At 72.0% G+C, this 26,005-nt stretch carries 25 protein-coding genes and 3 pseudogenes; 9 read left to right on the top strand and 19 right to left on the bottom strand.

The window, feature by feature from the left end:
* Positions 1–134 precede the first annotated feature (134 nt).
* Together dmpI and ABIA38_RS07190 are read right to left on the bottom strand one after the other, a co-directional pair.
* Positions 135–398, bottom strand: a pseudogene (dmpI, locus tag ABIA38_RS07195) (4-oxalocrotonate tautomerase DmpI); the annotation flags it as partial.
* A pseudogene (locus tag ABIA38_RS07190) lies at positions 390–524 on the bottom strand (LysR family transcriptional regulator); the annotation flags it as partial. The pseudogenes dmpI and ABIA38_RS07190, both read right to left, overlap by 9 nt.
* Positions 525–889: 365 nt before the next feature.
* Here ABIA38_RS07190 and ABIA38_RS07185 point away from each other — a divergent pair.
* Positions 890–2,362: an aminotransferase class I/II-fold pyridoxal phosphate-dependent enzyme gene (locus ABIA38_RS07185; protein ID WP_424637599.1), complete on the top strand. Its 1,473-nt coding sequence runs from the start codon at positions 890–892 to the stop codon at positions 2,360–2,362.
* A 66-nt stretch (positions 2,363–2,428) separates the two neighbouring features.
* On the opposite strand, the gene ABIA38_RS07180 is transcribed toward ABIA38_RS07185, so the two are convergent.
* The gene (locus ABIA38_RS07180) at positions 2,429–3,076 is read right to left on the bottom strand and encodes an MFS transporter (RefSeq protein ID WP_424637598.1); all 648 of its coding nucleotides are present in this window, start codon (positions 3,074–3,076) and stop codon (positions 2,429–2,431) included.
* Positions 3,077–3,251: 175 nt separating this feature from the next.
* Here ABIA38_RS07180 and ABIA38_RS07175 point away from each other — a divergent pair, with 175 nt between their 5' ends.
* On the top strand, positions 3,252–3,557 hold the full coding sequence (locus tag ABIA38_RS07175) for a hypothetical protein (RefSeq protein WP_424637597.1): 306 nt from the start codon (positions 3,252–3,254) through the stop codon (positions 3,555–3,557).
* Positions 3,558–3,790: 233 nt separating this feature from the next.
* Here the strand turns inward: ABIA38_RS07175 and ABIA38_RS07170 are convergent, their stop codons facing one another.
* Both ABIA38_RS07170 and ABIA38_RS07165 read right to left on the bottom strand, forming a co-directional pair.
* Entirely contained in the window at positions 3,791–4,618 is an 828-nt protein-coding gene (locus tag ABIA38_RS07170; protein ID WP_424637596.1) for an ABC transporter permease, read from the bottom strand.
* Complete coding sequence (locus tag ABIA38_RS07165) at positions 4,618–5,634, bottom strand: ABC transporter ATP-binding protein (protein WP_424637595.1); 1,017 nt, start codon at positions 5,632–5,634, stop codon at positions 4,618–4,620. The genes ABIA38_RS07170 and ABIA38_RS07165 overlap by 1 nt, the downstream gene beginning before the upstream one ends.
* A gap of 68 nt (positions 5,635–5,702) precedes the next feature.
* Between ABIA38_RS07165 and ABIA38_RS07160 the strand changes: the two genes are divergently transcribed.
* On the top strand, positions 5,703–6,380 hold the full coding sequence (locus ABIA38_RS07160) for a TetR/AcrR family transcriptional regulator (RefSeq protein WP_424637594.1): 678 nt from the start codon (positions 5,703–5,705) through the stop codon (positions 6,378–6,380).
* A gap of 287 nt (positions 6,381–6,667) precedes the next feature.
* On the opposite strand, the gene ABIA38_RS07155 is transcribed toward ABIA38_RS07160, so the two are convergent.
* Together ABIA38_RS07155 and ABIA38_RS07150 are read right to left on the bottom strand one after the other, a co-directional pair.
* Positions 6,668–7,315: a hypothetical protein gene (locus ABIA38_RS07155; protein ID WP_424637593.1), complete on the bottom strand. Its 648-nt coding sequence runs from the start codon at positions 7,313–7,315 to the stop codon at positions 6,668–6,670.
* On the bottom strand, positions 7,312–7,566 hold the full coding sequence (locus ABIA38_RS07150; RefSeq protein WP_424637592.1) for a helix-turn-helix transcriptional regulator: 255 nt from the start codon (positions 7,564–7,566) through the stop codon (positions 7,312–7,314). The genes ABIA38_RS07155 and ABIA38_RS07150 overlap by 4 nt, the downstream gene beginning before the upstream one ends.
* Before the next feature lie 166 nt (positions 7,567–7,732).
* Here ABIA38_RS07150 and ABIA38_RS07145 point away from each other — a divergent pair, with 166 nt between their 5' ends.
* Together ABIA38_RS07145 and ABIA38_RS07140 are read left to right on the top strand one after the other, a co-directional pair.
* The gene (locus ABIA38_RS07145; protein WP_424637591.1) at positions 7,733–8,323 is read left to right on the top strand and encodes a YdeI/OmpD-associated family protein; all 591 of its coding nucleotides are present in this window, start codon (positions 7,733–7,735) and stop codon (positions 8,321–8,323) included.
* A gap of 125 nt (positions 8,324–8,448) precedes the next feature.
* Positions 8,449–8,664: a DUF4287 domain-containing protein gene (locus ABIA38_RS07140; protein ID WP_424637590.1), complete on the top strand. Its 216-nt coding sequence runs from the start codon at positions 8,449–8,451 to the stop codon at positions 8,662–8,664.
* A gap of 381 nt (positions 8,665–9,045) precedes the next feature.
* Here ABIA38_RS07140 and ABIA38_RS07135 read toward each other — a convergent pair whose 3' ends face one another.
* Positions 9,046–10,269, bottom strand: coding sequence for a sensor histidine kinase (locus ABIA38_RS07135; RefSeq protein WP_424637589.1), 1,224 nt, complete (start codon positions 10,267–10,269; stop codon positions 9,046–9,048).
* Between the two features lie 248 nt (positions 10,270–10,517).
* A complete protein-coding gene (locus ABIA38_RS07130; protein WP_424637588.1) occupies positions 10,518–10,796 on the bottom strand; it encodes a DUF6087 family protein in 279 nt (92 codons plus the stop codon).
* 219 nt (positions 10,797–11,015) lie between these two features.
* On the opposite strand from ABIA38_RS07130, the gene ABIA38_RS07125 reads away from it, so the two are divergent.
* The gene (locus tag ABIA38_RS07125) at positions 11,016–12,155 is read left to right on the top strand and encodes a serine hydrolase domain-containing protein (protein ID WP_424637587.1); all 1,140 of its coding nucleotides are present in this window, start codon (positions 11,016–11,018) and stop codon (positions 12,153–12,155) included.
* Between the two features lie 20 nt (positions 12,156–12,175).
* Here the strand turns inward: ABIA38_RS07125 and ABIA38_RS07120 are convergent, their stop codons facing one another.
* Positions 12,176–12,514, bottom strand: a complete 339-nt coding sequence (locus ABIA38_RS07120) for an ArsR/SmtB family transcription factor (RefSeq protein ID WP_424637586.1) — start codon at positions 12,512–12,514, stop codon at positions 12,176–12,178.
* A 207-nt stretch (positions 12,515–12,721) separates the two neighbouring features.
* Here ABIA38_RS07120 and ABIA38_RS07115 point away from each other — a divergent pair, with 207 nt between their 5' ends.
* Positions 12,722–13,720 carry a zinc-dependent alcohol dehydrogenase family protein gene (locus tag ABIA38_RS07115; protein WP_424637840.1) on the top strand — a complete coding sequence of 333 codons (999 nt, stop codon included), beginning with the start codon at positions 12,722–12,724 and terminating at the stop codon, positions 13,718–13,720.
* 62 nt (positions 13,721–13,782) lie between these two features.
* Here the strand turns inward: ABIA38_RS07115 and ABIA38_RS07110 are convergent, their stop codons facing one another.
* Positions 13,783–15,276 carry an amidohydrolase family protein gene (locus ABIA38_RS07110; RefSeq protein ID WP_424637585.1) on the bottom strand — a complete coding sequence of 498 codons (1,494 nt, stop codon included), beginning with the start codon at positions 15,274–15,276 and terminating at the stop codon, positions 13,783–13,785.
* 406 nt (positions 15,277–15,682) lie between these two features.
* On the opposite strand from ABIA38_RS07110, the pseudogene ABIA38_RS07105 reads away from it, so the two are divergent.
* Positions 15,683–16,018, top strand: a pseudogene (locus tag ABIA38_RS07105) (metalloregulator ArsR/SmtB family transcription factor); the annotation flags it as partial.
* A 522-nt stretch (positions 16,019–16,540) separates the two neighbouring features.
* Positions 16,541–18,208, top strand: coding sequence for an apolipoprotein N-acyltransferase (gene lnt / locus ABIA38_RS07100; RefSeq protein WP_424637584.1), 1,668 nt, complete (start codon positions 16,541–16,543; stop codon positions 18,206–18,208).
* 101 nt (positions 18,209–18,309) lie between these two features.
* On the opposite strand, the gene ABIA38_RS07095 is transcribed toward lnt, so the two are convergent.
* From ABIA38_RS07095 to ABIA38_RS07060, 8 genes are all read right to left on the bottom strand, one after another.
* Positions 18,310–19,719, bottom strand: coding sequence for a lamin tail domain-containing protein (locus tag ABIA38_RS07095; RefSeq protein WP_424637583.1), 1,410 nt, complete (start codon positions 19,717–19,719; stop codon positions 18,310–18,312).
* 419 nt (positions 19,720–20,138) lie between these two features.
* Positions 20,139–20,588 carry a hypothetical protein gene (locus ABIA38_RS07090; protein ID WP_424637582.1) on the bottom strand — a complete coding sequence of 150 codons (450 nt, stop codon included), beginning with the start codon at positions 20,586–20,588 and terminating at the stop codon, positions 20,139–20,141.
* Between the two features lie 289 nt (positions 20,589–20,877).
* Entirely contained in the window at positions 20,878–21,033 is a 156-nt protein-coding gene (locus ABIA38_RS07085) for a hypothetical protein (protein WP_424637581.1), read from the bottom strand.
* A 75-nt stretch (positions 21,034–21,108) separates the two neighbouring features.
* Positions 21,109–22,665, bottom strand: a complete 1,557-nt coding sequence (locus tag ABIA38_RS07080; protein WP_424637580.1) for an NAD(P)/FAD-dependent oxidoreductase — start codon at positions 22,663–22,665, stop codon at positions 21,109–21,111.
* A 73-nt stretch (positions 22,666–22,738) separates the two neighbouring features.
* Positions 22,739–23,035 carry a (2Fe-2S)-binding protein gene (locus tag ABIA38_RS07075; protein ID WP_424637579.1) on the bottom strand — a complete coding sequence of 99 codons (297 nt, stop codon included), beginning with the start codon at positions 23,033–23,035 and terminating at the stop codon, positions 22,739–22,741.
* Positions 23,028–24,269 carry an NAD(P)/FAD-dependent oxidoreductase gene (locus ABIA38_RS07070; RefSeq protein WP_424637839.1) on the bottom strand — a complete coding sequence of 414 codons (1,242 nt, stop codon included), beginning with the start codon at positions 24,267–24,269 and terminating at the stop codon, positions 23,028–23,030. Before ABIA38_RS07070 ends, ABIA38_RS07075 begins: the two co-directional genes overlap by 8 nt.
* A 53-nt stretch (positions 24,270–24,322) precedes the next feature.
* A complete protein-coding gene (locus ABIA38_RS07065) occupies positions 24,323–25,243 on the bottom strand; it encodes a dihydrodipicolinate synthase family protein (RefSeq protein ID WP_424637578.1) in 921 nt (306 codons plus the stop codon).
* Between the two features lie 52 nt (positions 25,244–25,295).
* A complete protein-coding gene (locus ABIA38_RS07060) occupies positions 25,296–25,832 on the bottom strand; it encodes a helix-turn-helix domain-containing protein (protein ID WP_424637577.1) in 537 nt (178 codons plus the stop codon).
* Positions 25,833–26,005 lie beyond the last annotated feature (173 nt).

The raw sequence follows: 26,005 nt of genomic DNA, 5'->3' as shown, positions 1-26,005 counted from the left end.
CAGAGTTCGGGGCGGCGTCCCGGGCGAAGGCCCATCGTCGCGAATCCCCAGCCGTGACCCCGACCGCGACGGCCCCCCGGGCCGGGCGCAGGTGAGCGTCCGGCCCCGGGCGGGGCCCACTTGTCGGCGGTGAGCGTGCCCGCGATACCCCAGCTGTCCGTGGAGACCTCGTGGATCCACACCTGGACGGCCTCGGCCGGGATCTCGTATGCCTCGACCATCGCGTCGGTGAGCTTGCGGACCAGCTCGCGCTTGAGTTCGACGGTACGCGGGCCCTGCTGGACGGTGATGACGGGCATGACGGCCTCCTGATCTCGGCGCGGCGCCCCGGGGTTTCGGGTCGCTGTCGCGGTGTGGGAACAGTTCACCGCAGGTGGGCGCGTGGACCCAGAGGCAATTTCCCGTTCCAGCCGCCGGATCTGCTGGCTGACCGTGGGTTGGACGATGTGCAACCGTTCGGCGGCGCGGCCGAAGTGCAACTCCTCGGCGACGGCGAGGAAGGAGCGGATCTGGCGCAGCTCCATGCCCCGGGCCTCCGAACGGCGCGCATTGATCATGATGACGGTCGACGAACGAATGTACGAAGCCGACGCCCGGTGCGATCGCGGCGGCTCGGCAGACCCGGACAGGACGGCCGGGGGAGGGCGGAGCAGCAGGGACGGGACGGAAAGGCATTGGCAATGGCAATGGCAAAGGCAAAGGCAAAGGGAGGGACGCGACGCGAAGGGGCGGCAGGATCACACGGATGGCCCGGCACGCCGGGCATGATCGGCGCTCGGCCGGGAACTCTTCGACTCCGGTTCCCCTGCCGGCCGTCCCGCGCGCGCGTCCCGCCCGACCCCATCGCGCGCGGCGCCGGGTCCCCGCATGCCCCCGGAGGCAACATCCCATGGACACCCGTCGCCGGTTGATCGAGGCGTTCGACACCGTGTGCGCATGGGCCGAGGAGCCCGGTGACGGCCGGCCGGGGGACCGGGCGGTGTTGGCCGACCAGCTGCGCGGCGGCCGGGCGTACCTGCATCCCGCGTACGCCGGGCACCTGGTCAAGCCGCCGCATCGGGCCGCCATCGCGGGTCATCTGGCCACTCTGCTGACCGGCGCGGAGGACCCGGTGCCCGGCGCCGAGCCGACCACGGCCGGGTTGGCGGCGGAGGTCGTCGCGGAACTGGCGGCGATGGTCGGCCTGTCCGCCGGTCGGGGTCGGCTCACCTCGGGTGGCGGGGTGGCCGACCTCGAGGCGTTGTGGGCGGCCCGGGAGGTGCACCCCGACCGGGGTATCGCGCACAGCGCCGACGTGCATCCCGGCTATGCACGCATGTGCGCACTGCTGCGCATGCCGGCGTATGCGATCGCCACCGACGCCGCCGGGCGGCTGGACCCGGACGCGCTCGCGAGCGAACTGCGCCGGGAGCGGGTCGGCACCGTGGTGGTCACCGTCGGTACGAGCACGCTGGGCGCAGTCGATCCGATCGCCGACGTCCTGCCGCTGTGCCGCGAACACGGCGTACGGGTACACGTGGACGCCGGCTACGGCGGTTTCTTCACCCTGCTGGCGGACGGCGACCTGCTGCGCCCGGCCCCCGCCGCGCGACACCTGCGGGCGATCGGCGACTGCGATTCGGTGGTGCTCGACCCGCACCGACAGGGCCTGTATCCGTATGGGTGCGGCGTACTGCTCTTCCGGGATGCCGCACCCGTCTTCCGGGATGCCGCACTCGAGGACGCGGTGGGCCGCGACCTCGGGAGCGCCGACTTCCCGGGTGAGGTGTTGCGCCCCGGCGAGTCGGGCCTGGACGGCGGTACCCACGCCGGCGCCGCGGCGGCGGCCCTGTGGTTGACCCTCCGTGCGCTCCCGCTCACCCGCGACGGCCTGGGCGAGGTGCTGGCGGCGGGCCTGCGCGGTACCCGTCGCTGGTGCGAACTGATCGCTGCCGAACCGGAGTTGATGCTGTACCAGGACCCCGAACTGGACGTCCTGAGCTACCTGGCCCTGGCCGGGGAGCCCCGCCCGAGGATGTCCTCGGTGGAGGCCGCGAGCCGGCACATCCTGTACGCAGGTGCCGCAAGTGCGGCGGGTGCCGCGGGTGCGGCGGGTGCCGCAGGCGCCGCCGACGCCGCACCCCCGGCGCAGTTGGGTACGGTCCCGATCCGCGTCCTGGACTTCCTCCGCCGCCACCCGCGCGCGGTCGCCGACCGCAACCGGACCCGCATCCTGCGCAGCGTCCTGCTCGACCCCGGCGCCGCCCCGGAGACCGACCCGGGTGCCGATCCCCACGCGGACCTGTTCCACGCCCGAATCGCCACCCACGCCGGCACTGCCCCACGCCGAACCGTGCCGGCCGGTGTGGGTGCGCCGATGTAGCGACGGCGCACCGCACCCACGCCGGACCTGATCCGCTTGTCGAACACGACCGCCCTGAGGGGGAGTTCAGGTGCGGGGTGGGCCGGGCGCGCGGGGTGTGCGAGGCAGCAGGAGGGCCGGCGGTGTGGCGAGGAGGATGAGCGCCGCGTCCACGCCGAACGCGGTGTGGTAGCCGTCGAGGATGGCGGCGGGGGTGTGCGGGGGGTCCTGGGCCGCGATGGTGGCCAGGACCGCCAGGCCCAGTGCGCCGCCGAGTTGGCTGGCGGTGTTGAGCAGGCCGGAGGCGGCGCCGGCGTCGCGCGGGTCGATGTCGGCGGTCGCGGTGACCGTGGCGGGCAGCAACATCAGGCTCGCGCCCGCGCCGGCGAGGATCGAGCCGATCAGGAAGCGGACCGGGAAGCCGCCGTCGGCGGGCAGCCAGACCAGCAGGAGTACGCCGGTGGCCGCCGTCAGCGATCCGCCGATCAGGAGCGGACGCGGGCCCACGGCGCGGATCAGCAGATGCGCCGAGAAGCCGCCCGCGAGCATCAGCGCGGTCATCGGCAACATGGCGGCGCCGGCCCGCAGGGCGCCGTAGCCGAGGATGCCCTGGAGGTAGAGGGACATGAAGTACAGCGTCGCGGTCATCATCGCGCCGACCAGGAGCATCACCAGGTTGCCGATCCGCAGCGCGGGGCGGCGCCACAGGCCGAGCGGGACCAGGGGCTCGGCCACGCCGCGCTCGATGGACGACCGGCCACCGCATACCGCCGTGGCTTACCCGCATGGCCCACCCGCTGACGCGCTGGGTGGACCGGAAGATCGAACGGCGGCTGGACCCGGTTCGCCCGGCTCCGCCCCTAACTTCTCGTCTCGAGCGCACCATTCGCGACAAGACAGGGAGTACATCGTGGACAAGCGCAGGATCGCATCGTTGGCAGTATCCGCCGTGTTGCTGGGAACGGGCGCGGCCGTCGTGGGGCCCGCCGCCCAGGCATCGGCGTCGCCCAAGTGCCACGTGTGGGAGAAGAACACCACCAGGTTCTCCGGCTGGTGTGACGGCCGGGGGCCGGCGAGCTACCGTGCGACCATCACGTGCCGGCACGGCGGTGAGCACCAGGGGGCGTGGCACTGGCTGGGCGATCGCCGAGGCTCGACGGCATGGTGCGAGAAGAACGACCGGCTGGCCGGCAAGTGGCAGTTCTTGAGCGCCTGATCGTCGGGTGCGCGGTCCGGTCGAACCCGGACCGCGCACAGGTTCCGTCCCGACGGCGAGCGCTGCCGGCCCGGGGCGTTCGGGTCCGTCGACCGCGACGGTGGCGCCGCCTGGTGTCTCGCCGGCCGGCCCCACGGCTGGTCCCCGCCGGCGGCCCCCGCCCACCGTCCGCCGCCCACCGTCCGCCGCCATCCTCCGCCGCCACCGTCCGACCGCACCGACCGACCCCACCCTCAGCCCACCACCCGCCGCCGAAAGTGCGCCATCCCCCGCCACAACAACCACGCGGTACTGACCATCAGGGCCGGATACACGAACCACAGGCTGAGATGGTCGGCCGGAGTCACCGAGGCCCGGAATCCCTCGCTCACGTACGTCAGCGGGTTGAGCAGCGACACCCCCTGGACCCACCGGATCGGGTCGAGCGTGCGCCACGGATACAGCGTGCAGCCCAGATACAGCAGCGGCGTGATCACGATCGCGAACAGCGCCATTACGCTGCGCGGTTCGAAGGCGGTGCCCAGATACAGACCCAGACTGGAGCACATCAGCGCGGCGAGCGGGGCCAGCGTCACCAACACCGCCCAGTGGATGTGCAGTTCCGGTCGGGACGCGGGGACGACCTCGGCGAGTGGGAAGACCACCAGTGCGCCCAACAACCCCTGGAGCGCGCCCGCGATCACCTTGGCGAACGCGACCAGACCGATCGGGATCGGCGACAGCACCCGATCCTCGATCTCCCGGGTGACGCCGAACTCCTGGACCAGCGGCATCGCGACCGCGAAGATTCCCTGGAACAGCACGACCATCGCCAACATCCCCGCGAGCAGCGTGGTGGCCTGCTTGGCCGCCAGCGGGCCGTCGCCGCCGTCCGGGCTGATGCGCGGGGTGACGTAGCCCAGCACGAACAGCAACATCAGCGGCTGCACGACGGTCCGGGCGATGAAGTCGGCCGGCCGCTTGCGCAGCACGGTCAGGTCGCGGGAGAGCAGCGCGCCGAAGGCGCGCCGGGTGTCGCCGGCGGAAAGTCGCGCCGGGGAAACGACGTCGGTGGCGGCCATCAGTCCCGCAACTCCTTGCCGGTGAGGTGGATGAACACGGTTTCCAGGGACGGTTCCTCGACCCGTACGTCGCGCAGCGCGATGCCCGCCTCCGCCGCCGCGGCCACGACGGCCGGGAAGACCGCCCGCTCGGCCCCGACGCTCAGCAGCACCGAATCGACCCGCAGGTGCACGTCGCGAACCCCGGGCACCCGCGCCCGAAGCAGCGCCGCCAACTCGGCGGGCGTCGTCTCGGCGGCCACCGCGACGACCGTGTCGGCGTCGATCGAGCGCTTGAGCTCGGTCGGCGAGTCGAGTGCGAGCAGCCGGCCGTGGTCGATGATCGCGACCCGGTCGGCGAGCCGGTCCGCCTCGTCCATGTCGTGGGTGATCAACACGATGGTCTGCCCGGCGGCGCGCAGCTCGCGGACCAACTCGTGCAGCGCGAGCCGACTTTGCGGATCCAGGCCGGTGGTGGGCTCGTCCAGGAAGAGCACGGCCGGCCGGTGCAGGATCGCCCGGGCGATCATCAGCCGCTGCGCCATGCCGCCGGACAGGATCTCCACCGGTTTGTCCGCGACCGACGTGAGGGCGACCTGGTCGAGCCGGTGGTCGGCTTCGCGGCGGGCCTCGGCACTGCGCAGACCGAAGAACCGGCCGTGGAAGACCAGGTTCTCGCGCGCGCTCAGACTGCGGTCGAGCGTGTTGCGCTGCGGCACCACGCCGATGTCGCGGCGCGCGGCGGCGGGCCGGGCCGCCACGTCGACGCCCGCCACCCAGGCCCGGCCCGCGGTCGGTGTCACGCCGGTGGTGAGCATGCCCACCGTCGTGGACTTGCCCGCGCCGTTGGGGCCGAGCAGCGCGAACACCTCGCCGCGGCGCACCGCCAGGTCCAAGCCGTGCACGGCGGCGGTGCCGTCGGGATACGTCTTCGCGAGCCGCTCGGCGCGGACGACGACGTCGTCGGGCGGGGCGTCGACGAGGTGGTCCACGGGACGGGCATCGAGGCGGGCATCGAGACGGTGGGGAGGTGACATGGTTGCTCCCGGCGCAGTTTTTTGACTGGACCGTCCAGTCAAAGTATTGCTCCGCTAGTATTGGACGCATGAGTCCAAGTCGTCAAGCCCGACGGGACCCCGCCGCCGGCGGGCAGGCATCGTCCCCGCCCGCGCGCCCGGGTCGCCCCGACAAGCGGCAGGCCATCGTCGACGCGGCGAAGCGGGTGTTCCTGCGCTACGGCTTCACCGACACGAGCGTCGACGTGATCGCGGCCGAGGCCGGCGCCTCCAAGCAGACCGTCTACAACCACTTCGGCGACAAGAAGAACCTGTTCACCGCGGTGGTCGAGACGGCCCAACGGGAGGCGACGAGTCGATCCGAGGCCCGATTCGCCGCGCTCTTCGACGAGTCGGGCGACCTGGCACAGGACCTGCGCGCCGCGGCCCGGATCTGGACCGAAGTGGCCCTCGATCAGGACATCGTGGCGCTGCGCCGGATGATCATCGCGGAACAGTGGCGCCATCCCGAACTGGTCGAGGAATGGGCCCGGCCCGGCCCCGGGTTCGAGGCGGCGGTGGCCGTGGAGGTCGAGAAATACGTCCACGCGGGCGTCCTGGAGGTGCGGGACGTGCCGCTGGCCGCGCATCAGTTGATCCTGCTCACCGCGCACGAGGGGATCCATCGCTCCGTGCACGGCCTGCGCACGGTGACCCCGGCCGAGATCGGGAAGATCGTGGACGACGGCGTCGAGATGTGGCTACGGAGCTACCGGGTACGGACGTAGCGCCGCATCAGGCAACGTTCGTCCTGGTCTTGCCGGTCGGGTGCGGAGCGCGCGGGGCACGTGGTGGGGTCGCCGTCGGCGCATGCCGAGGCGGACCCGGCGGACGTCGATGGTCGGGCCGTGGCCGGTTTCGACGATGTCCGGAGCTTCCTGCACCTGTGCCGAGGCCGTTCACGGGCGGGGGTCGGACGGCGTTCGCCCCGGTGTCGACCTCCGGGTTCGGCCCACTGTCGTCCGACGCGTCGCCCGGGACGGAACCCGAGCGACGCGTCACCTCACGCATCTACCTAGAACACGTTCTCATTGCGGGCGGGCTCGTCCTCGCCGTCGCCGAACTCGTCGTCGTCGGCGGGCGGGTCGGGCAGCTGCCAGGTCGCCACGACCAGCGGCAGGAGGACGTGGGTCATCAGCAGCGCGAAGAGGATGAGGAACAGCGCGGCGCCCGGGATCTGGGAGTCCCGGCCGTCGCGGTCCGCGACCATGGTCACGGTCAGGACGAGGACCATCACCGTGGTCGTGCATCGGTGCGCCGTCGTGAACGCGCGCAGCCGGCCGGTCAGTTCCCGTTCGTCGAGTTCCTGCTCGCGCCTGGAGATCATGCCGCGAGTGGTCGCGATGAGCCGGCCGGCCAGTGGGAGACCCGCGACCAGCAGGACGCCGAGGATCACGAAGTTGACGATCATCGCCGTGTCGCTCGGGGCCAGGATCCAGGAAACGGCGGCATCCGCCCAGAGCAACCCGAGGCAGGAACCGCCCGCGACCGCCAATGCCCGGCGAGAGCGTCGACTGGCGTAGCGGGCGGATATCCGTTCCAGTTCCGGGTTCAGGGCACGCAGGCGCTCGGCACGCCCGAGTTGCGACTTCGCCCGCCGCTCGCTCCACCAGGAGCGACGGGGGGAGTGGCGATCGGTCGCCGACCGTTCTTCATGCGTCATGAGTTGCTTCCGATCCGGGGGAAGGGCTCGAGGGAGAAGACCACCTCGACCGGGACCTCGAAGTGCGCGGCGATGCGCAGCGCCAGGTGCAGGCTGGGACTGTACTCACCACGCTCGAGATAGCCGATGGTTTGGTAGTGGACGCCTACGGCGGCGGCCAGGTCGCGGCGTGAGATGCCGCGCTCGGCCCGCAGCATCAGGATCCGGTTGTAGGTGTTGCCTTCGTCCCGGTCCGGTTTGCCGGCGGGCATCAGACGTCACCCGAGGCGGCCGGGTGTCGCACGGCCGTGTCATCCATATGTTTCCCCCTGTATGTGAAGCATGACTTTCCTTCCTACTTCCAGGATCATCGATAGCAGTTCTACTACATCATTTTGCAGACCCGCAACTGTCGGGGGTGGGCGATAGCCTCGTGGAATGGATGAGGTCGACGGGGTTGCGGTCGTTGCCTTTGCGGATGCCGCGGAGTTCGAGGGTTGGTTGGCCGCGAACCACACGCGGCACGAGGGCGTGTGGATCAAGGTGGCCAAGAAGAAGTCCGGGATCGTGTCCGTCACCGATGACGAAATGGTCGACATCGGGCTGTGCTACGGCTGGATCTCCGGACAGCGGCGGTCCCTCGACGAGCGCCACTACCTGCAGAAGTACGTGCCGCGTCGGTCCAACAGCCTGTGGTCACAGGTGAATGTGGACAAGGTTGCGACGCTGACCGCCGCCGGTCGGATGCGCGAACCGGGGCTGGCCGAGGTGCGCCGGGCGCGGGAGGACGGGCGGTGGGCGCGCGCCTACGAGTCGCAGCGGACGGCGACGGTGCCGGCCGACCTGGCCGCGGCGCTCGCGGCGAACCCCGAGGCGGGGCGGGCGTTCGAGGCGTTGGACCGGACCGGGCGATACCTGATCATCCTGCCGCTGCTCCAGGCGCCGACGCCGGAGAGCAGGTCGGCCCGACTCGACAAGGCGCTGCTCCTGCTCGCGCGAGGCGAACGGCCGGCGCCCGAGGGCGGCTGATCCGGGTGGCCGTGGTGAGGATGGGCTTCGGGACGCCCGGCCGCCCAACCAGTGGGTTGTCGGTCGGGCGGTGGTGGGCGAGAATCCTCGTTCCACGTACTACATAGGGATGGGACACCAGCAACATGACCGAACCGGTGAAGGGCCCCGCGAGCTACTTTCCGTCGATCGAGGCGAAGTACGGTCGCCCGATCGCGGAGTGGCTGGAACTGATCCGTGCCTCGCCGCTGACCAAACACTCGGAACTGGTCGGCCGGCTCAAGTCCGAGCACGGGCTGGGGCACGGTCACGCCAACGCCCTGGTGGCTCACACCCTCGCCGAGGACAAGGCCAAGGCATAGGCATAGGCATAGGCCAAGGGTGGTTCGTAGGCATGGTGTAGGCGTAGTGGAGCGGGGAGTCGATTCCTGTGGCTCCCCGCTCCGCTCCCTCCATCCGCGCGTACGGCCGGGGGAGGACTCCCGCCGTCCTCTCGCGGTTCGTCCGAAGCTCCCCCGTGTGAGTTTCGGGCGAACCGGATACCCGGTGGCATCGCCTCGATCGATGCCGGTGTCCGCGCTCGGGTACGACGTTAGGCAATCGGCGAACACCCGGTCGTCACACGCTCGTTGGGGATTCGAGGGAGTACCGGGGCGGTAGTCCCGGGGCGGGGTGAACCAGCGCGGTAGGGCGACGGGTCGGTGCGGCGAGGTCGGCGGCGCAGCGACAGCGCGGCTCGGCGGCTATCGGGTCCAGTCCGGGCCGTCACCCGACAGCGGGACGTTCGCCAGGACCCGGAATCCGCCCTCGGGGCGGCGGCCGGTTTCCAGCGTGCCGCCGTGCAGGGCGATGCGTTCGCGCATGCCCATCAGGCCGTAGCCGCTGCCGACGATGCCGGTCGTGGCCGCGTTGCCGGTGCCGTCGTCGACCACCTCGACCACGATCCGATCGGGAAGGTGCCGTACCTGTACCCGAGTTCGCGGATTCCCGGCGTGCTTGCGGGTGTTGGTCAGTGCCTCCTGCACGATCCGGTACAGGGTCAACCCCGTCGCGGGCGGCAGCGGTTGTTGCTCGCCGAACTCCTCGTATTCGACCGGCAGTCCGGCCGCGCGCGACTCGGCCACCAGCCGGTCGATCTCCTCGACCCCGGGCTGCGGTTGGGAGGGTGCCTCCTCGGGGCCGTCGGTGCTGCGCAGTACGCCGAGCAGTTGGCGCATCTCGCGCAGCGCGGCGCGCCCGGACGCCTCCAGCGTGATCAGTGCCTCCCGGGCCGTCTCCGGCTCGCGTTCGAGCGTGGCGCGGGCGCCGCCGGACATCAGGTACATCGTGGTGATGTGGTGCGCGACGATGTCGTGCAACTCGCGGGCGATCCGCCGGCGCTCCTCGGTCACCGCGCGGTCGGCCAGCAACTGCCGGTTGATGCCGAGCTGTTGCTGCCATCTGGCGGTGCCCAGGCCGGTCACGACCACCAGGGCGGTGGTCGCCGCGTCGGCCACCAGCATCCCGGCGAAATTCGAGTCCTCGCCGACGTTGCGGAGCACTTGGACCGCCGTCGCGACCAGGGCGATGCCCCAGATCTCGCGGGTGCCGAGGTAGCGGGCCACGGTGTAGAGCGCGATCACCAATGCGCCGCCGTAGGAGTGCTCGAGTGTGCGGGTCAGCAGTACGAAGACCAGATGGGTCGCGATCACCGCTCCGGCGACCCGCAGCGGATACCGGCGACGGGCGAGCAGGAACGCGGCGCCCAGGAGGATCAGGACCAGACCGAAGATCCTGGTGCGGACCGGGTCGTGGGTCGCGGTGGTGTAGGCGAGCACGTCCACCGTCGCCGCGAAGATCGCCGGGAGCACGTCCGCGCGGTATCGGCGAAACGCCGCGAGGGGGCGTCGGGTCCACCCGCGGAGCCGCATGCCGAGATCGGGCGCGGGCGGGGACAGGGGGGCCGTAGAGGAGTGGTCGGACCCCATCCTCGGGCCTCCTTCGATCGTCGTCGATGATCGACGGGTGGGGCGGTGAACCGCGTATGGGTGGTGGGCGGGGAAGCCCCACCCATTCCATCGCGCCGAATACCCACCAGACGCCATCTCGTTGACGATCTCGCCCCCGGACCCGGGTCCCGGGTCGGCGCACGCCCGGGACCAAGGTCCCGGGTGAGCGTCCCACTCGCGGCCGATGCCGCCACCCGCACCGGTGCGGCCGACCGGCGAACGTGCGGCTACTCGCCCGGGGGCAGGGCGCCGATCCAGGCCTGTGCGGCGGTCAGGTCGGTGGCGATGCCGATCGGGACGTAGACGAAGCCGTCCCATTCCTCCAGGATCCGAGGTGTGTCGGGGCGGAGGTGGTTTGCGCCGCCGTGTACCGGACGGTGCCTGCGCGGGCCGTCCACGGGTGGGCGCCTTCGTCGGTGGTACGCCGCCAGGATGTCGTCGGCGTCGACGTGCGGGACGTCCCGAGGCGGTTGATTGGGTGGGCCGGGTCGGCGGTGTTTCCCCATGGGCGGATTGTTTCAGGCCAAAGTCGTGGGATACCGCACGTTTCGCGATTTCGATGTTCGTGGCGGACTCGCGCCCCGATCGGACGGCAGGCTCGCAGGCCCACCCGCACCCGCGCAACCCGCGCAATCCGCGCGACGCGCGTGGTGCGTACGGTTCGATCGCACATCCGTCCTGGTCGATCCTGTTCGATTCCGCGGTGGCCGCATAGGCTTTCTCCCATGGTCGACGTGCAAGGGACGAGTGCCGCCCGATTCGACGCCGTACGTACCCTGTTGGCCGAAAACCTGGCCTCCGGCGCGGAGTTGGGCGCATCCCTGGTCGTCGATCTCGACGGGGAACTCGTGGTGGACCTGTGGGGCGGCTTTCGCGACCGCGATCGTACGGTGGCGTGGGACGAGCACACCATCGTCAACGTGTGGTCGTCGACGAAGGCGGTCACCAGCCTGGCCGCACTGATCCTGGTCGACCGTGGCGAGTTGGACATCCACGCGCCGGTTGCCCGCTACTGGCCCGAGTTCGCCGCCAACGGCAAGCAGGACGTCGAGGTACGCCACCTGCTCTCGCACACCTCCGGCGTCTCCGCCCTGGAGCAACCGGTCACGATGGCCGACCTGTACGACTGGGACGCCGCCATCGCGCGGATCGCCGCGCAGGCGCCGTGGTGGCCGCCGGGGTCGGCCTCGGGCTACCACTCGGTGATCTTCGGGCACCTGGTCGGCGAGGTGGTGCGGCGAGTGAGCGGCACGTCGCTGAAGCGGTTCGTCGCCGAGGAGATCGCCGGGCCGTTGGGTGCCGACTTCCAGATCGGGGCCGCCGAGCAGGACTGGGCGCGGGTCGCCGAGGTGGTCCCGCCGCCGCCGATGTCGCTCGACTTCGGCGCGTGGGGTGCGGACAGCGTCGCGCTCAAAACCTTCACCGGCCCGGGGATGCACGCCGCGGTGGCCAACACCGAGGATTGGCGGCGCGCCGACCTCGGCGGCGTGAACGGGCACGGCAACGCGCGGTCGCTCGCCCGCGTGCTCTCGCCGCTGGCGCGCGGCGGCGAGGTGGACGGCGTGCGGCTGCTCGGGCCCGCGACGATCGATCTGGTCTTCGCGGAGCAGGCCGCCGGGGTGGACCTGGTCCTGGGCGTGCCGCTGCGCTGGGGGATCGGCTACGGACTGCCCCAGCGGGACACCGTCCCGTGGCTTCCCGACGGGCGGATCTGCTTCTGGGGCGGCTGGGGCGGATCGCTGATCATCATGGATCCGGAGCGGCGGCTGACCATCTCCTACGTGATGAACCGGATGGGCAACGGGGTCATCGGCTCGGACCGGAGCGCCGGCTATGTCCGGGCCGTGTACGACGCGTTGAGCTAGTGCCGAACACGCGTGCCCGGCTATTCCCCGTCGCGCGCGGCGACCAGCGCCAGCAGGCCCGGGAACGCCTCCTCGACCTCGTCGCGGCGCAGCCCGTTCATCCGCGAAGTGCCCACGTAGTACTGGCGGATCAGGCCGGCCTCGCGCAGTACGTGGAAGTGGTGGGTCGCGGTGGACTTGCTGACCGGCAGCTCGATCGTGCCGCAGCTGAGGTCCTCGGGCGCGCGGTGCAGTTCGCTGACGATCTTCCGGCGGACCGGGTCGACCAGGGCTTCGAGCACCTGCTGGAGGGTGATCGTGCGCAGGTCCGGGTGCGGCGGTACACGCTCGCGCGCGGGCCGTCGCGTCGTGGTCGTCATCGTTGGCTACCTCCTGGATGCGTCGCAGGCTACATCGTACGGTACCCATCAAACTATGGCCATCATCAAACTATGACCGTCGTCGAAGTATGGCCACTGTCGAAGTATGACAGCCATCAAAGTTTGACTCTGGTCGTACTTTCTGCTTGAGTCTCCCTCGACAGCGCGGAGTTCGCGTCGTCGGCAACTGCGAAAGGGCGGATCGTGATGGTCAAGACGGTGCGGTTCCACGAGATCGGCGGGCCCGAGGTGCTGCGGCTGGAGGACGTCGCGATCGGCGCCCCCGGCCCCGGCGAACTGCTGATCCGGGTGGACGCGATCGGCCTGAACCGGGCCGAGGTGCTGTTCCGCGGCGGCAACTACATAGAAACCGTCAAGGAGTTCCCCGGCCGACTCGGTGCCGAGGCCGCCGGCGTGGTCGAGGCGATCGGCCCGCAGGTCACCGGCTTCGAGATCGGCCAGGCGATCAGCGTGGTACCGGCGTTCTCGATGAACGACTACAGCGTCTACGCCGAGCGCGCGATCGTGCCGGCGCACGCCGTGCTGCACCGACCCGAGGTGCTGGACGCGGTCGGCGGCGCGGCGGTGTGGATGCCCTACCTGACCGCGCACGGCGCACTGGTCGAGATCGGCGGAATGCGGGCCGGCGACACCGTCGTACTGACCGCCGCCGCCAGCAGCGTCGGCCTGGCCGCGATCCAAATCGCCAACCGGGTCGGCGCGATACCGATCGCCACCACCCGCACCCGGGCCAAGGCCGAGCGGTTGCGCGAGGCCGGCGCGGCCGAGGTCATCGTCACCGACGAAGAGGACGTGGCCGAACGGGTGTTGGCGCTGACCGGGGGACGCGGCGCGGAGTTCGTCTTCGACGCGATCGCCGGGCCCGGGGTGCTCGAACTCTCCAGGGCGCTCGCGCCCGAGGGCACCCTGTTCATCTACGGCCTGCTCAGCGGCCAGGACACGCCCTACCCGGCGATGACCACCATGCTTGCCCGCAACATGCGCGGCTTCACCGTGTTCGAGACCACCACCAACCCCGAACGGCTGCGCCGGGCCGAGGCGTTCATCTCCTCCGGGCTGCGCAGCGGGGCCTTCGCGCCGCTCGTGGACCGGGTCTTCGACCTGGACGAGATCGTCGAGGCACACCGCTACCTGGAGGCGGGTACGCAGATCGGCAAGATCGTGGTGACGGTCGACCACGGGTGACGCGGGACGGCGCGAGGCCGGCGGCGGAGGCGTGGGTCCGCCGCCGGCCTCGGGCCCGACCGTCAGGCCCGAACCGGCGTGCCCGGTCGGGCGTCCAGGCACAGGACGCCGTCCTGGACCACCGGTACACCGCCGACCAGGACGTGCGCATGGCCCGTGGACGGGCGTGTGCTGTGCTCGTAGGTGGCCTGGTCGCTGACCGTATCGGCGTCGAAGACGATCAGGTCGGCATCGCAACCCTGCTGCACCCGGCCCTTGTGCCGCATCGCCGGCACGCTGTCCTGCAGGATGCGCGCGGGCTCGTAGCTGCCGCGCGCGACGGCGTCGAGCAGGGTCAGCGCGCCGAGTTCGCGGACGTAGCGACGCAACACCTTGGAGAAGGTACCGGCCGTCCGCGGATGGGTGACCACCGACGGGGGCAGTGGCCAGGCCAGCGGGTCGACCGGCCCGCCGGTCCAGGTCAGCGGCATCGCGTCGGAGCCGATCACGGTCGCCGGGTGCAGCAACGCCCGGTCGATCAGGCCCTGTTCGAACGGGTCCGCCTCGTTCAGGAAGTGCACGATCGCCAGGCCGGCCGGATCCGTTGCCCGCAACTCGCGCAACCGCGCGGCGTCGGCGAGGCGTTCGCCGGTGGGGGCGTACATGATGCCGCTGGGGGTCAGGCCCGCCGAACCGAGGAACTCGGGGGCCAGGAAGGACGCGCCGATCGCGGTCATCCCCGCACCGTAGGGGTACGCCTCGGTGGAGATCCGGCCACCCTCGGCGCGGGCCGCGTCGACCAGTTCGATGACCCGGTCGCTGTGCCTGCGGGAGGTCGAGGTGATGTGGCAAAAGTGCGCGTGCACCCCGGTCTCCGCCGCCGCGCGGGTGATCTCCTCCGCGCCGTCGATGGGGGTGTCGTCGATCTGCTCGACCAGTTGCCGGGCGTGGGTGTAGGTCGCGACCCCCGTGCCGGCGGCGAGTCGGGACACGGCCAGGTATTCCTCGGGCTTGATCCGCGGCGCGTAGCCGACCACGATGCCGATGCCGAGCGCGCCGGCGGCCAGGTCCCGGCGGAGCAGTTCGAGCAGCGCGTCGACCTGGGGGCCGGTGGCCTCGTGCTGCCACTCGGGGCGGCCCAGCGAGCCGAGTGCGGCGGCGATGCCACCGCCGTGCGGCAGGCCACCGACGGCCGCCATCCGGGCCTGGCACCACGACGCGGAGAAGCCGTAGTTGAGCGGGCGGCCCTCGGCGGCGGCCTGCCGGTAGCCCTCGTCCACGGGGGACAGGCCCGCCTCCAGATCGAGCGCGGTGGTCACGCCGTCCAGGGCCTGGAGACGGTGGCCGGCCACGTCGTGCGAGTGGCTGTGCATGTCGATGAAGCCGGGGGCGACGACCAGGCCGCGCGCGTCGATCGTGCGCCGACCGGTGAGCGGCTCGCGGGACACGGCGGTGATGACCCGGCCCGTCACGCCGACGTCGGCGGGGGCGTCCAGTCCGGTCTCGGGATCGAGCACCCGGCCGCCGCGCAGCACGAGGTCGTGGGTCTGGGACGGTGGCCCGGCGGTTCGCGTCATGGGCCTCAGGTTAGGAAGCGGGCGGAGGTACGGCCCTGTCGACGCGGCCGAAATCTTGGCGGGGGATTGGTGCGGGGGGACCAGTACGGGGGCCGGGGGTAGGGGGGTTCGGTGTCGGCCTCGGGCGTCGGTATCGGCGTCGGGCGTCGGGCGTCTGCGTCGGCCCCGGCCCCGGCGTCGACGTTGTCGGCCGGGCTGCGGTCGCTGCGGTCGCGGCGGTTCTGTGCGGCGTCGGGTCGTGGTCGGGGTCGGTCCGGTACGGCGTCGGGCCGTGGTTGCATGGGCTTTGTGTGCGGTCCCGGCTCGGGTGCGGGCCGGGCTTATACCGGCTTTACATGTCGGGACGGGTTCGATTCGGCCTCGATTCAGGGGACACTTGATTCAGTCGATACTGTAATGTCTGCGCGTGCACACGTATGAAGAGGACGCCTCCGCTGTCGCGGTGGACGCCGCCGCGCTGGCCCGGGTGGGGACGGCGCTCGCGGACGAGAGTCGGCGGCGACTGCTGCTGGCTCTGCTGGCCGCTCCGGCGTATCCGTCCGACCTGGCCGAACGGCTCGACCTGACCCGCGGCAACGTCTCGAACCACCTGGCCTGCCTGCGCGATTGCGGCCTGGTCCGCACCGTCGCGGTGGGGCGCCGGGTGCGCTACGAGGCGGCCGACCCCGGGCTGGCCCGAGCCCTGGCCGAGTTGGCGGCGCTGTCCCGGCCCGTCGACGACCGCACGGGCGCGGCGTACGACCCCCAGCCTCCGGTGAACTCGGTGAACGCCGCGAACCCTGTGAGCGCCGTGAGCGCCGTGAACCCGGCGAGCGCCGCGAACGCAGCGATACCCGCGAGCGTGGGCCGTGGCTGAGGAACGTCGCCGGCGCCGCCGAGACCGCCGGGGCGCGGTCGGCGCGGCCGGCATCCTCGACATGCCCACCTGCATCCCCATCCTCATCCCCATCCGCATCCCTGTTCCCATCCGCATCCGCGTCGGACGCGCCACCCGCTTCCCCGCCCCACGTACCGCCGGCCCCGCCGTCCCGGGCTCCGGCCCGGAGACGCCGACGCCGGTCCCGATCGGAAAGGTCCTGTTGCCCATGGCTGCCGGAGGATCCACGCTCAGCCCGCCGCCCGGCCGCGGTTCGGCGGGACCGATCGTCGGAGGCGGTCGCGGAGCATTCCGCGCCTGCCGCGCGTCATGACCGCGACACCGACGGTGGGGCCGACCCCGGACGCGACGCCGCCCCCGTCACCGTCTCCCTCCCCGGCTTCGAGCGTGGACCCCACGCCGACCCAGACCCAGACCCAGACCCCGACCCCGACCCCGGGCGCGACTGCCGGCTCGACGCGCGCGGCCGGCTTCGTGGGCAAGGTGCGGGCCTGGTCCGGGCCGATCCTGGCGGGTAGCGGCGGGCTGCTGCTGGCGCTCGCCTTCCCGCCGGTGGGGCTGTGGCCGGCGGCGGCCGTCGGGCCCGCGCTGCTCCTGGTGGCGATTCGCAATCGTGGACCGAAGGCGGCATTCCGGCTCGGCACGCTCTTCGGACTGACCTTCTTCATACCGCTGCTGTGGTGGCTGACCAACCTCGGTGTACTGCCCTGGTTGGCGCTGAGCATCGCAGAGGCACTGCTCCTGGGACTGCTCTGTTGCGCCGTGCCGTACTTCGTTCGGCTGCCGGGTTGGCCGCTGTGGGCAGCGTGCTGGTGGGTGACCACCGAGGCGGTGCGCTCCCGGGTCCCGCTCGGCGGTTTCCCGTGGGGCCGGCTCGGCTTCAGCCAGGCCGACGCGCCGACGCTGGGGTGGGCCTCGGTCGGCGGCGCACCGGCGGTCAGTGCCGTCGTCGCGTTGACCGCGGCCTGCCTCGCCGCGCTGCTCACCACGACCCGTACGCGCCGCCGACGGGCCGCTGCGGGCCTCGTGGTCGCCGCGGCGCTCGCCTCCTCCGGCGTACTGCTCCTGCCGGCCGCCCACCGGGACGGCGATCGCACGGCGAACGTGGCCGTCGTACAGGGCAACGTGCCGCGCGGGCGGAACATGGAGGAGCAGGCCCGGGTCCAGGAGGTCGCCGAGAACCACATCGCGGCCACCCGGGCGCTGGCCCGCGACATCCCCGGCAAGTACCCGAGGCCCGACCTGGTGTTGTGGCCGGAGAACGCCACCGACCGCGACCCGCGCAGCGACTTCGGGCTGCGCGAGGGCATCTCGCTCGCGGCCCGCGAGGTCGGCGCCCCGATCGTGGTGGGCGCGATCCTGGACGCGGACCACGACCACATTCGCAACACCAGCCTGCTGTGGTTCCCCGACACCGGTCCCGGCAAGTACTACGCCAAGCGGCAACTGGTGCCGTTCGGCGAGTACATCCCGCTCCGCGGCCTGATCGGCGGCCTGGGCGAACTCCAGCTCATCCCGCGCGACTTCGTACCCGGCTCCGGTCCGGTCCGGCTGGACGTCGGGGCGATCAAGCTGGCCACCTCGATCTGCTACGAGGTGGCGTACGACGGCCAGGTCCGCGACTCGGTGCGCACCGGTGCGAACCTGCTGGCCGTACCCACGAACAACGCCACCTACATGCGCAACGGCAGCCTGGCCGAGCCCAAGCAGCAGTTGGCCATGTCGCGGCTGCGCGCGGTCGAGCACGGCCGGTCCGTACTGGTCGCCTCCACCACCGGGATCAGTGCGGTGATCGCGCCGGACGGCACGATCGAGCAGTCCACCGACCCGTGGGCGCGCGAGGTGCTGATGGCGAAGGTGCCGCTGCGGACCGACACCACGCTCGCCACCCGGCTGGGGCCGATCCCGGAGTACGTGGTCGTGGGCCTCGCGGTCGTCGCGCTGGGCTTCGGGGTGCGCCGCAACCGTCGCGCCGGCGCCGCCGACGTCGCCACCACCGAGGGCGAAGCCGCGACCTCGGCCGCCGATGTTCCGGCGCTGGAGGACCGGGCCTGACCTCCACCTCGCGGCGACATCCACCTCGCGAACGCACCGCCCCTGGAGCGCCCAAGGCCGCTCCAGGGGCGGTGCGTTGATTTGCGGGTTTTGCGGGTCCCTCAGCCGGTGCGCGTCGCCGTGCAGGGGAGCGTGCCCGCGCGCAGCGCGTGACCGCCGTCGTTGTCGTCGTCGGACCACAGCACCGGTTTGCGGCCGGCCACGCAGGACGCCTGCGGGGCGATCGCGAAGCCCTCGTTGTTGTAGTCGGGCATCCCGGCCGGGCGCTCGTACACGGCGGTGACGGCGAACCGGCCGTTTGCGTCCAGGTCGAGTGTGGCGGTGCGGCCGTGGCAGGTGTTGTCGCAGGCCGCCCACAGGTGCCCGGTCTCCGGCTCGAATTCGAGGTCCATCACCGCCGGGAAGCCGCTCGTGAAGGTGGCGACCCGGGTGAAGGCGTCGCCGCGCTGGTCGAGCGCGTAGGCGTAGATCGTGCCGTTGGCTTCGAGGCCGACGAAGTAGAGCCCGCTGCCGTGGTTCGGGTAGGTCGCCGGGTCGTAGCCCGCGCCGGTGTGCTCGTCGCGGAAGCCGTGCGCGGTCAGGAAGGTGTCCGGGATCCAGGAGATGCCTTCGAGGCTGCTGTTGGGCGGTACGGCGGGCAGGTCGGACTTCAGGTTCCACTCGGCCGTCGCGGTCATCGAACCGCCGCCGCCGGCCGGGTCGAAGCGGAGCACCTTGGGCAGGCTGACGTCCTTGTCGTCGTTGTCGCGTTCGGTGGACACGAACAGCCCGTCGGGGGTGCTGACCACGCCCTCCGCGTCGGGGTCGCCGGTGCCGTCGGCGTAGTGCAGCGACTTGCCCGAGGCCCAGCCGCCGGTCGGGTCCGGGCGCCATTTTTTGCCGTCGGGCACGAGGCGGTACATCTTGCTCGGACCGTTGTCCACCGCCCACAACACGCCGGGGCCCTGGAAGGACAGGCCGCTGAGGTTGGTGCCGAACACGTTCGACCCGTCGGCGATGGTGACCGCGGCGTCCCCGGGCCAGGTACGCGCGCCCGGTTGCCCGCCGCCGCATGCGTTGGCCGCGCCCTTGGTCGATGCGGCGGTCGTGGTGAACGCGCCGACGCCGTCGGGACAACGACCGTATGTCGTCGCGGCGTGCGAGGTCCAGGTGTACGAGTCGACGAGTGTCGAGCCGCCGGGCCGGAACAGCCGCGCCGAGTCGGCACTGCCGAGCCCGAAGGCCGACTCGACGTCGAAGGCCAGGAACGCCCCCGGGGCCAGTTTCGTGCCGGCCGCGATGGTGTAGGAGTGCGCGTCGTCGTTGTCCTTGAGCACCCACCGGGACAGGTCGGCGGTGCTCGACCCGGTGTTGACCAACTCGATCCAGTCCCCGGGCGTACCACCACTCGACTCGACCTCGTTGATCCGTACGCCCGTCGGTGCCGGCGCCGATGCCTGCGACTGTGCGGAGGCAGGCCCGCCGGACAGCCCGAAGGTGAGGAACACCAGGGCGGCGGTGGTGAGTTGCACTCTTCTACGCCAATGCGTTCGCAATTCGTCCCGTCCTCTTCGCTCGGTCGATCCGACAGCGAGCAGGCACACTCGCCCTTCCTCGAAGCCTCCGGCACACCGGCGGCCGACACCTGAACTCCCCACCAACACCACGGGAACCGCGCAGGTCCAGGTGCGGTGCCGGTCGCGGCGGGCGAAGGAAGAAGTACCCCACTCCAGTCATCGCGCAACCCTGCACTTGGGTGGCCGTGACGTAGTCGGCGAGGTGCCATGCGTAGCCGGCCTGTTGATCGTGCTGGTCGGGGCACCTGGCGTACAGGATTGTGCTGTGCCTGCTCGGAGGCGACCGCAACCCCCGGACAGGGGTCGGTGCTTGGGCCCCACCTGCCCGCCGGACCGGAGGCTCGGGTGGCTCCGGTCGGGTGGGCCGGGCGGGGTCAGGTCGAGGTCGGGGTCGTGGTGGCGTCGCTGTCGTCGATGCGGCGGACGTGTGGGTCGGGCCATTCCTCGATGGCGTAGCAGACGGCGAAGTCGTCCAGGTCCATCCAGCCGAGGGCTTGGCCGGATTCGGCGTCGGCGTCGGCGATGCGGACGGCGGCGGTGCCGTCGCGCGGATGGGTGCCCTGCGCGTGCCGGACCGCGAGGATCCGGACCAGGTCGGGGGAGAAGTCGGCGGCCGGCTCGAACTCGGCGCGCAGGCGCCAGGTTTGCCCGGGAGCGGCGATCAGCCAGGGCGAGAGGTCGGCGACGCGTTCACAGGCCACCCGGGTGGCGGCGGTCGGGTCGAGGTGGTCGTCGGTGATCAGGGCGTCGATCCAGGCGTTGACGAGAGCGCCCGCGCCGAAGGCCCCGAGGACGTGGTCGATGCGCTTGTCGTTGGAGTTCATCGCTTGTTTCCACGGGCGGAAGCGGGGTAGCGGTTCCCGCTGGAGCGGGAGGAATTGGGGCGAAGGGTGTTCATGGCGAACTCCTTGCTCTGGCGTGACCGACGGCGGGCGCGCGCGTGCGTGCCCTGACCGTGGGAACCGGAACGGCGCCTCATCTATGCCGGGTCGGGCGGGGCGGTGATGTGTTTCACGTACGTGTGGGTGTGCGCCCGGTTCGCTGCGGGCGCACATCGGCGCGCGGGGTGTGCGGGCGGGAATCGGCGTGCGCGGGGCGGGCGTTGCGCGGCGGCTACCGGGTGAGGCCGGCGAGGAGGGCGAGGACCTGGGGCCAACCGTCCGACCGGGCTGCCGCGTTGGCTGGACGGGTGCCGCCGAAGTCCGGGGTTTCGCCGGACTGCGGGAGGGCGAACCGGGTGCCCGAGGCGAGGTAGGGGAACGTGCCCACCCCGGGCCGACACCACGATTCGTACGTCCTCGCCCGCCGGCCGTCCGTCAAGGTGGTCGGCCGAGATCCTCGTGCTCATCGGGTGGGGTCGGGTGACGTCGCCGGTTCCTCCCGGTCCGTGCCGGTGCTCGGTTCTCCGTCCGGTAGGCCGTTTGTCGTGTCGTGGGCCCGTGCCAGGGCGGCTACCGGCAATGGCTTGATCGGGGGGCGGGCGGTGAAGGGGCCGGCCGACTCTCGGGGCAAATGGCTTTCCTGGTGCAGGAGTTCGGTCAAAGCCGGGCCGCACATGCGGCCTTGGCAGGGGCCCATGCCGGTGCGGGTGAGGAGTTTTACCGCGTCGGCGGTGTCCAGGCCGGGGTTGTCCCGGAGGGCGCAGCGGACCTCGGCGTAGGTGATCTCCTCGCAGCGGCACAGGAGCGTGTCGTCCGTGGCGAGGGCGTGCAGGCCGGCGCGGTGTGGTGCGCAGGTGCGTTCGAGGAGGGCGGCCATTCGGCCGGTCGCGGACAACTCGCGGCGGATCGGCGGGAGTTCGCGGTCGTGGCCGGTTTCGGAGAGCAGCTCGAGGCGGCGGGCGATGTCGAGTGCGGCCCGGCGGCCGGTGGCGACCGCGTGTTCTGCGCCGGCCACGCCGGTGAGTTCGCCGGCGGCCCAGATGTCCGGGAGCGTGGTGCGCATCGCCTCGTCGTGGACCAGGACCCAGCCGCCGGCGGGGCCGTTCCAGTCGGCCGCGCAGCCCGCCTGGCGGGCCAGTTCGGTGGAGGGGACGAAGCCGTAGCCGGTACCGATCGTGTCGCACCGGACGGTGCGTGAACTTCCGCCGAGCGGGCGCCAGTTGCGGTCGACCCGGGTCAGCACCGCGCCGGTGACGTGCTGTTCGCCCTCGGCGCGCAGGAGCAGCGTGCGGGTGTGGATCGGGACGCCGGCCGCCCGCAGGGTGCGCAGCGCGGCGACACCCTCGGCGACCTTGGCCCGGTTGCCGGGCAGCGCGGCGAGTGCGCGGATCAGGTCGGCCGGGGCCGGGAGGTGTTGGGCGAAGGCCACTTCGGCGATGTCGGCGCCGGCGCGGACCAGTTGGGCGGCGGCGATCAGGAGCAGCGGGTGGGCGCCGACCAGCACGATGCGGCGGCCGGCGAGTGTGCGCTGGCCCTTGAGGAGGGCCTGGATGCCGCCGACGGTGAGGAAGCCGGGGAGGGTCCAGCCGGGGAGCGGTACCGGCAGGTCGTAGGCGCCGGCGGTGAGCAACAGGGCGCGGGGGAGGAGGACCTGCACGCCGTCGGGGCCGTGTATCGCGACGCGCGGGCCGGCCGGCACGGGGGTGCCGGGGGGTGCGGCCCAGCCGTCGGGGTCGGTGCGGGTGGCGAATACGCCCCAGGCGGTGGTGTCGTGGGCGAAGGTGACGCGCGGGTGGGCGGCGGCGCGGGTGAGGAGTGCGCGGCCGGCGGCGTAGGCGGGGGAGGCGAGCGGGTCGGGGCCGGGGTTGGCGGGGTCCGGGCGGCGCCAGATCTGGCCGCCGGGGCGCGGTTGTTCGTCGACGACCAGGACGTGTGCGCCGTGGCCCGCGGCGGTGACGGCGGCGGCCAGTCCGGCCGGCCCGGCGCCGATCACGAGCAGGTCGGGGTGCGTGGTGGTCATGTGGTGGCCTTGCCGGTGGTGGGTACGCGCGTTCCGGCGCCGATCACGAGCAGCTCGGGGTGCGTATCGGTGGTCATGTGGTGGCTCCGATGCCGGTCGTGGTCACCCGCATCCCGGCCCGTACCGGTTCCTGGCACGCTCGCACCAACGGTGTGTCGTCGACGGTGACGGTGCAGTCGAAGCACACGCCCATGCCGCAGTAGGCGGCGCGGGGGCGGCCGGCGTGGTCGTGCCGGGTGACGGGGTGGCCGATGGCGATCAGCGCGGCGGCGAGCGAGCGGCCGGCGGGTACCCGGTGGGCTTCGCCGTCGAGGGTGATGGGCACCTGGGCGGCCGAAACGTGGTCGGAGTGGGCAGAGTGGTCAGACAAAGTTCAGCGCTCCGAACCGGGCGGGGGAGTAGTCGTCCAGGGGCAGTGTGGTGGCGCCGGTGAGGATACGTTCGGCGAGCAGGCGGCTGTAGGTGGGGCCGAGGGTGAAGCCGGATCCGCCGGTGGCCACGTACAGGTCCGGGCGGCGCGGGACGGCGCCGAGCAGGGGGAGTTGGTCGGGGGCGAGCGAGGTGGCGCCGGACCACACACGCAGGACGGGGAGGCGTTGTACGGCGGGTACCACGCGGGCGGCGTCGGCGCCGGCGAAGACGGAGTCCAGGCGCAGTTCGGGGCGGGCGTCCAGGTCCAGGGTGCCGGCGTGGTGGACGAACTTGGCGGCCCGGCCGCCGCCGATGAGGATGTTGCCCTCCTCGGTCTGCTTCAGGGACAGCCGCCGGCCGGCGTGCTGGACCAGGTGTGGGACCAGTGGTTCGGTGCGGGCGGTGACGGTCATGGTGAGCGCGACCGGGACCACGGGCAGGCGGATGTCGGCCATCGCGGCGACCTCGCCGGTCCACACGCCGGCGGCGATCACCACGGCGTTCGCGCGCAGTCGGCGGCCGTCGACGGTGTCGGCGAGCCAGTGCCGGCCGTCGTGGCGCAGCGCGCTCAGCCGTACGCCGGTGTCGATCCGGGCGCCGTGTCGGCGGGCGGCGCGGGCGTAGGCGTGGGTGACCAGGCGGGGGTTGGCCTTGCCCTCGCCGGGGCACCACGCGGCGCCGACGACGGTGTCGGAGAGGTAGGGGGCGAGATGGTGGGTGGCGCGGGCGTCGAGGAGTTCGACGTCGAGGCCGTGGGTGTGCTCGAGGTGGGTCTTGTGCGCGAGCAGGGCCAGGTCCTCGGGGGATTCGGCGAGCATCAGGCCGCCGCCTCGGCGTACCCCGCAGGGCTCGCCCAGTTCGGCCTCCAGGCCGGCCCAGGAGTTCATCGCGTCGAGGTGGAGGGGGAGTGCTTCGGCGGCTCGCGCGGCGACGGCGGGGCCGTGGGTGATCATCCGGTATTCGAGTTGGAAGTGCAGGCTGCCGGCGTTCTGCCCGGAGGCGTGCCGGTTGAGTTGGTCCTTTTCCAGCAGGTGGACGGGGGTGCCGGCGCGGGCGAGGTGGTAGGCGATCGCGCAGCCGAGCAGGCCGCCGCCGACGACGAGGACTTCGGTGTGCGCACTGCGCCCCCCGCGCTCCATGCGTTCCATGTCGCTGCCGTGCTCGATGCCTTCCATCTGCCCGCCGCGCTCCATGCCTGCCACGTGCGACCCGTGCGCCCCGCGCGCTATGTGCTCCGCGCGTTCCATCACGCGAGCAGTCCCAGTTCGGTGACCGTGGCGCGGACGCGGTCGGCCTCGGCGGCGGTCAGCGGGAGCAGCGGTCGGCGCGGGTGCCCGGCGGGGACGCCGCGCAGGGTGAGGGCGTGTTTGAGGATGGCCGGGGCGCTGGCGAAGCGCGGGCCGTAGTCGCGGGTGAACCAGGCCTGCATCAGCACCCGGTCGCGGGCGCCGACGGCCAGTGCGGCGGCGGTGTCGCCGGCGGCGAGGTGGGTGAAGAAGGCGGGGTGGTCGCGGCCGAGGACGGCGCCGGCGCCCATCAGGCCGTCGCCGCCGATGCCGCGCATGAGTGCGGCGCCGACCTCGTCGGTGGTGATGCCGAAGTAGCGCACCTGCTCGTGCAGCGCGACCAGGCCGCGGACGAAGCCGCCGAAGTCGCCGGTGGAGTTCTTGATCGCCACCACGGTGGGCAACTCGGCGAGTGCGAGCAGGGTTTCGGTGTCCAGGTCCACGCCGGTGCCGCGCGGCCAGTTGTAGACGCACAGCGGGATGTCGACGGCGGTGGACACGTCGCGGTAGAAGGCGACGGTCTCGCGCGCGTTGGGTACGACGTAGGGGGGTGGGGTGAGCAGGATGCCGTCCAGGCCGGCGGCGCGGGCGGCGCGGGCGTGGCCGATGGCGGCGGCGGAGGTGTACGCGTTGCAGCCGCCGAGCAGGGTGTATCGGCCGCGGACGCGTTGTGCGGCGCGGGTGAACAAGGTGGCGCGTTCGGTGGCGGTGAGGGTGTACCACTCGCCGGTGGTGCCGGCGATGACCACGCCGTCCAGGCCCTCGGCGGCGAACCACTCCAGCTGTTCGTCCCAGGCGGCCAGGTCGAGGTCGCCCTGGGAGGTGAAGGGGGTGGTCACGGCCGGTATGTAGCCGTGCCAGTCGACGGTGTTGCGGTCCATGCCCTCGGTCCTTTCGGGGCACAAACGCGGGATCCGGGACGCCGACCCTGCGCTACGGCATCGGCGGGGTCACCGCGACCAGCAGCCGGGCCGGGGCGTCGGAGGAGTTGACGAACCGGTGCGGCAGGCGCGAGTCGAAGGTGATCGCGTCGCCCTCGCGCAGGTGGTGGACGCGGCCGTCCACCTCGACGTCGAGTTCGCCGGCGAGCACGGTGGCGCATTCCGTGGAGGGATGGCTGTAGGGCTCGTCGGAGGAGGCCTGGCCGGGTTCGATGTCGGCCTCCAGCACTTCGAGATCGCCTTTTCCGGGGGTGAGCCTGGAGTAGGTGATGTGCTGTCGGGCGGCGCCGAGCCGCATGCGCTGGTCGCGCGTGGTCACCGCCACGCGCGGCACGTCCGGGTCGTCGAACAGGGTGGCGATGGAGGTGTCGAAGACGCGGGCGAGCTTGCGCAGTGTGCTCAGGCTCGGTTCCGCGGCGCCGTTCTCCAACTGGCTGAGCATTCCTGCCGAAATGCCTGACGCGGCAGCCAACTGACGCAAAGTCAGATCGTGCGCCTGGCGCAGTTCGCGCAGTCGGTCACCCAACATGTCCGATCCCCGTTCGCCACCGGTGCCGAGCACCCTCGACTCGCGGATCCTAGCTTGTGCGTAACGACGTGTTCAGTGTGGTTGAACGCTTGGGGGCGAACATAAGCACCCCGCCGACTCCCCGTCAAGATCGACTCGATGGCCGGCGGGTTGCCCGCGTACTACGAGGGATG

This window comes from Embleya sp. AB8 (genome assembly GCF_049739465.1).
Classification (GTDB): domain Bacteria; phylum Actinomycetota; class Actinomycetes; order Streptomycetales; family Streptomycetaceae; genus Embleya.
Note: the sequence above shows the minus strand (reverse complement) of the source record. Positions and strands in the feature narration are given on the sequence as shown.

Excerpts from the sequence above, each read along its gene's own strand:
- ABIA38_RS07185 (WP_424637599.1), top strand. The coding sequence starts at position 890 with ATGGACACCCGTCGCCGGTTGATCGAGGCGTTCGACACCGTGTGCGCA.
- ABIA38_RS07170 (WP_424637596.1), bottom strand. The coding sequence starts at position 4,618 with ATGGCCGCCACCGACGTCGTTTCCCCGGCGCGACTTTCCGCCGGCGAC.
- ABIA38_RS07165 (WP_424637595.1), bottom strand. The coding sequence starts at position 5,634 with ATGTCACCTCCCCACCGTCTCGATGCCCGCCTCGATGCCCGTCCCGTG.
- ABIA38_RS07160 (WP_424637594.1), top strand. The coding sequence starts at position 5,703 with ATGAGTCCAAGTCGTCAAGCCCGACGGGACCCCGCCGCCGGCGGGCAG.
- ABIA38_RS07155 (WP_424637593.1), bottom strand. The coding sequence starts at position 7,315 with ATGACGCATGAAGAACGGTCGGCGACCGATCGCCACTCCCCCCGTCGC.
- ABIA38_RS07150 (WP_424637592.1), bottom strand. The coding sequence starts at position 7,566 with ATGCCCGCCGGCAAACCGGACCGGGACGAAGGCAACACCTACAACCGG.
- ABIA38_RS07145 (WP_424637591.1), top strand. The coding sequence starts at position 7,733 with ATGGATGAGGTCGACGGGGTTGCGGTCGTTGCCTTTGCGGATGCCGCG.
- ABIA38_RS07140 (WP_424637590.1), top strand. The coding sequence starts at position 8,449 with ATGACCGAACCGGTGAAGGGCCCCGCGAGCTACTTTCCGTCGATCGAG.
- ABIA38_RS07135 (WP_424637589.1), bottom strand. The coding sequence starts at position 10,269 with ATGGGGTCCGACCACTCCTCTACGGCCCCCCTGTCCCCGCCCGCGCCC.
- ABIA38_RS07130 (WP_424637588.1), bottom strand. The coding sequence starts at position 10,796 with ATGGGGAAACACCGCCGACCCGGCCCACCCAATCAACCGCCTCGGGAC.
- ABIA38_RS07125 (WP_424637587.1), top strand. The coding sequence starts at position 11,016 with ATGGTCGACGTGCAAGGGACGAGTGCCGCCCGATTCGACGCCGTACGT.
- ABIA38_RS07120 (WP_424637586.1), bottom strand. The coding sequence starts at position 12,514 with ATGACGACCACGACGCGACGGCCCGCGCGCGAGCGTGTACCGCCGCAC.
- ABIA38_RS07115 (WP_424637840.1), top strand. The coding sequence starts at position 12,722 with ATGGTCAAGACGGTGCGGTTCCACGAGATCGGCGGGCCCGAGGTGCTG.
- ABIA38_RS07110 (WP_424637585.1), bottom strand. The coding sequence starts at position 15,276 with ATGACGCGAACCGCCGGGCCACCGTCCCAGACCCACGACCTCGTGCTG.
- ABIA38_RS07090 (WP_424637582.1), bottom strand. The coding sequence starts at position 20,588 with ATGAACTCCAACGACAAGCGCATCGACCACGTCCTCGGGGCCTTCGGC.
- ABIA38_RS07080 (WP_424637580.1), bottom strand. The coding sequence starts at position 22,665 with ATGACCACCACGCACCCCGACCTGCTCGTGATCGGCGCCGGGCCGGCC.
- ABIA38_RS07070 (WP_424637839.1), bottom strand. The coding sequence starts at position 24,269 with ATGGAGCGCGGCGGGCAGATGGAAGGCATCGAGCACGGCAGCGACATG.
- ABIA38_RS07065 (WP_424637578.1), bottom strand. The coding sequence starts at position 25,243 with ATGGACCGCAACACCGTCGACTGGCACGGCTACATACCGGCCGTGACC.
- ABIA38_RS07060 (WP_424637577.1), bottom strand. The coding sequence starts at position 25,832 with ATGTTGGGTGACCGACTGCGCGAACTGCGCCAGGCGCACGATCTGACT.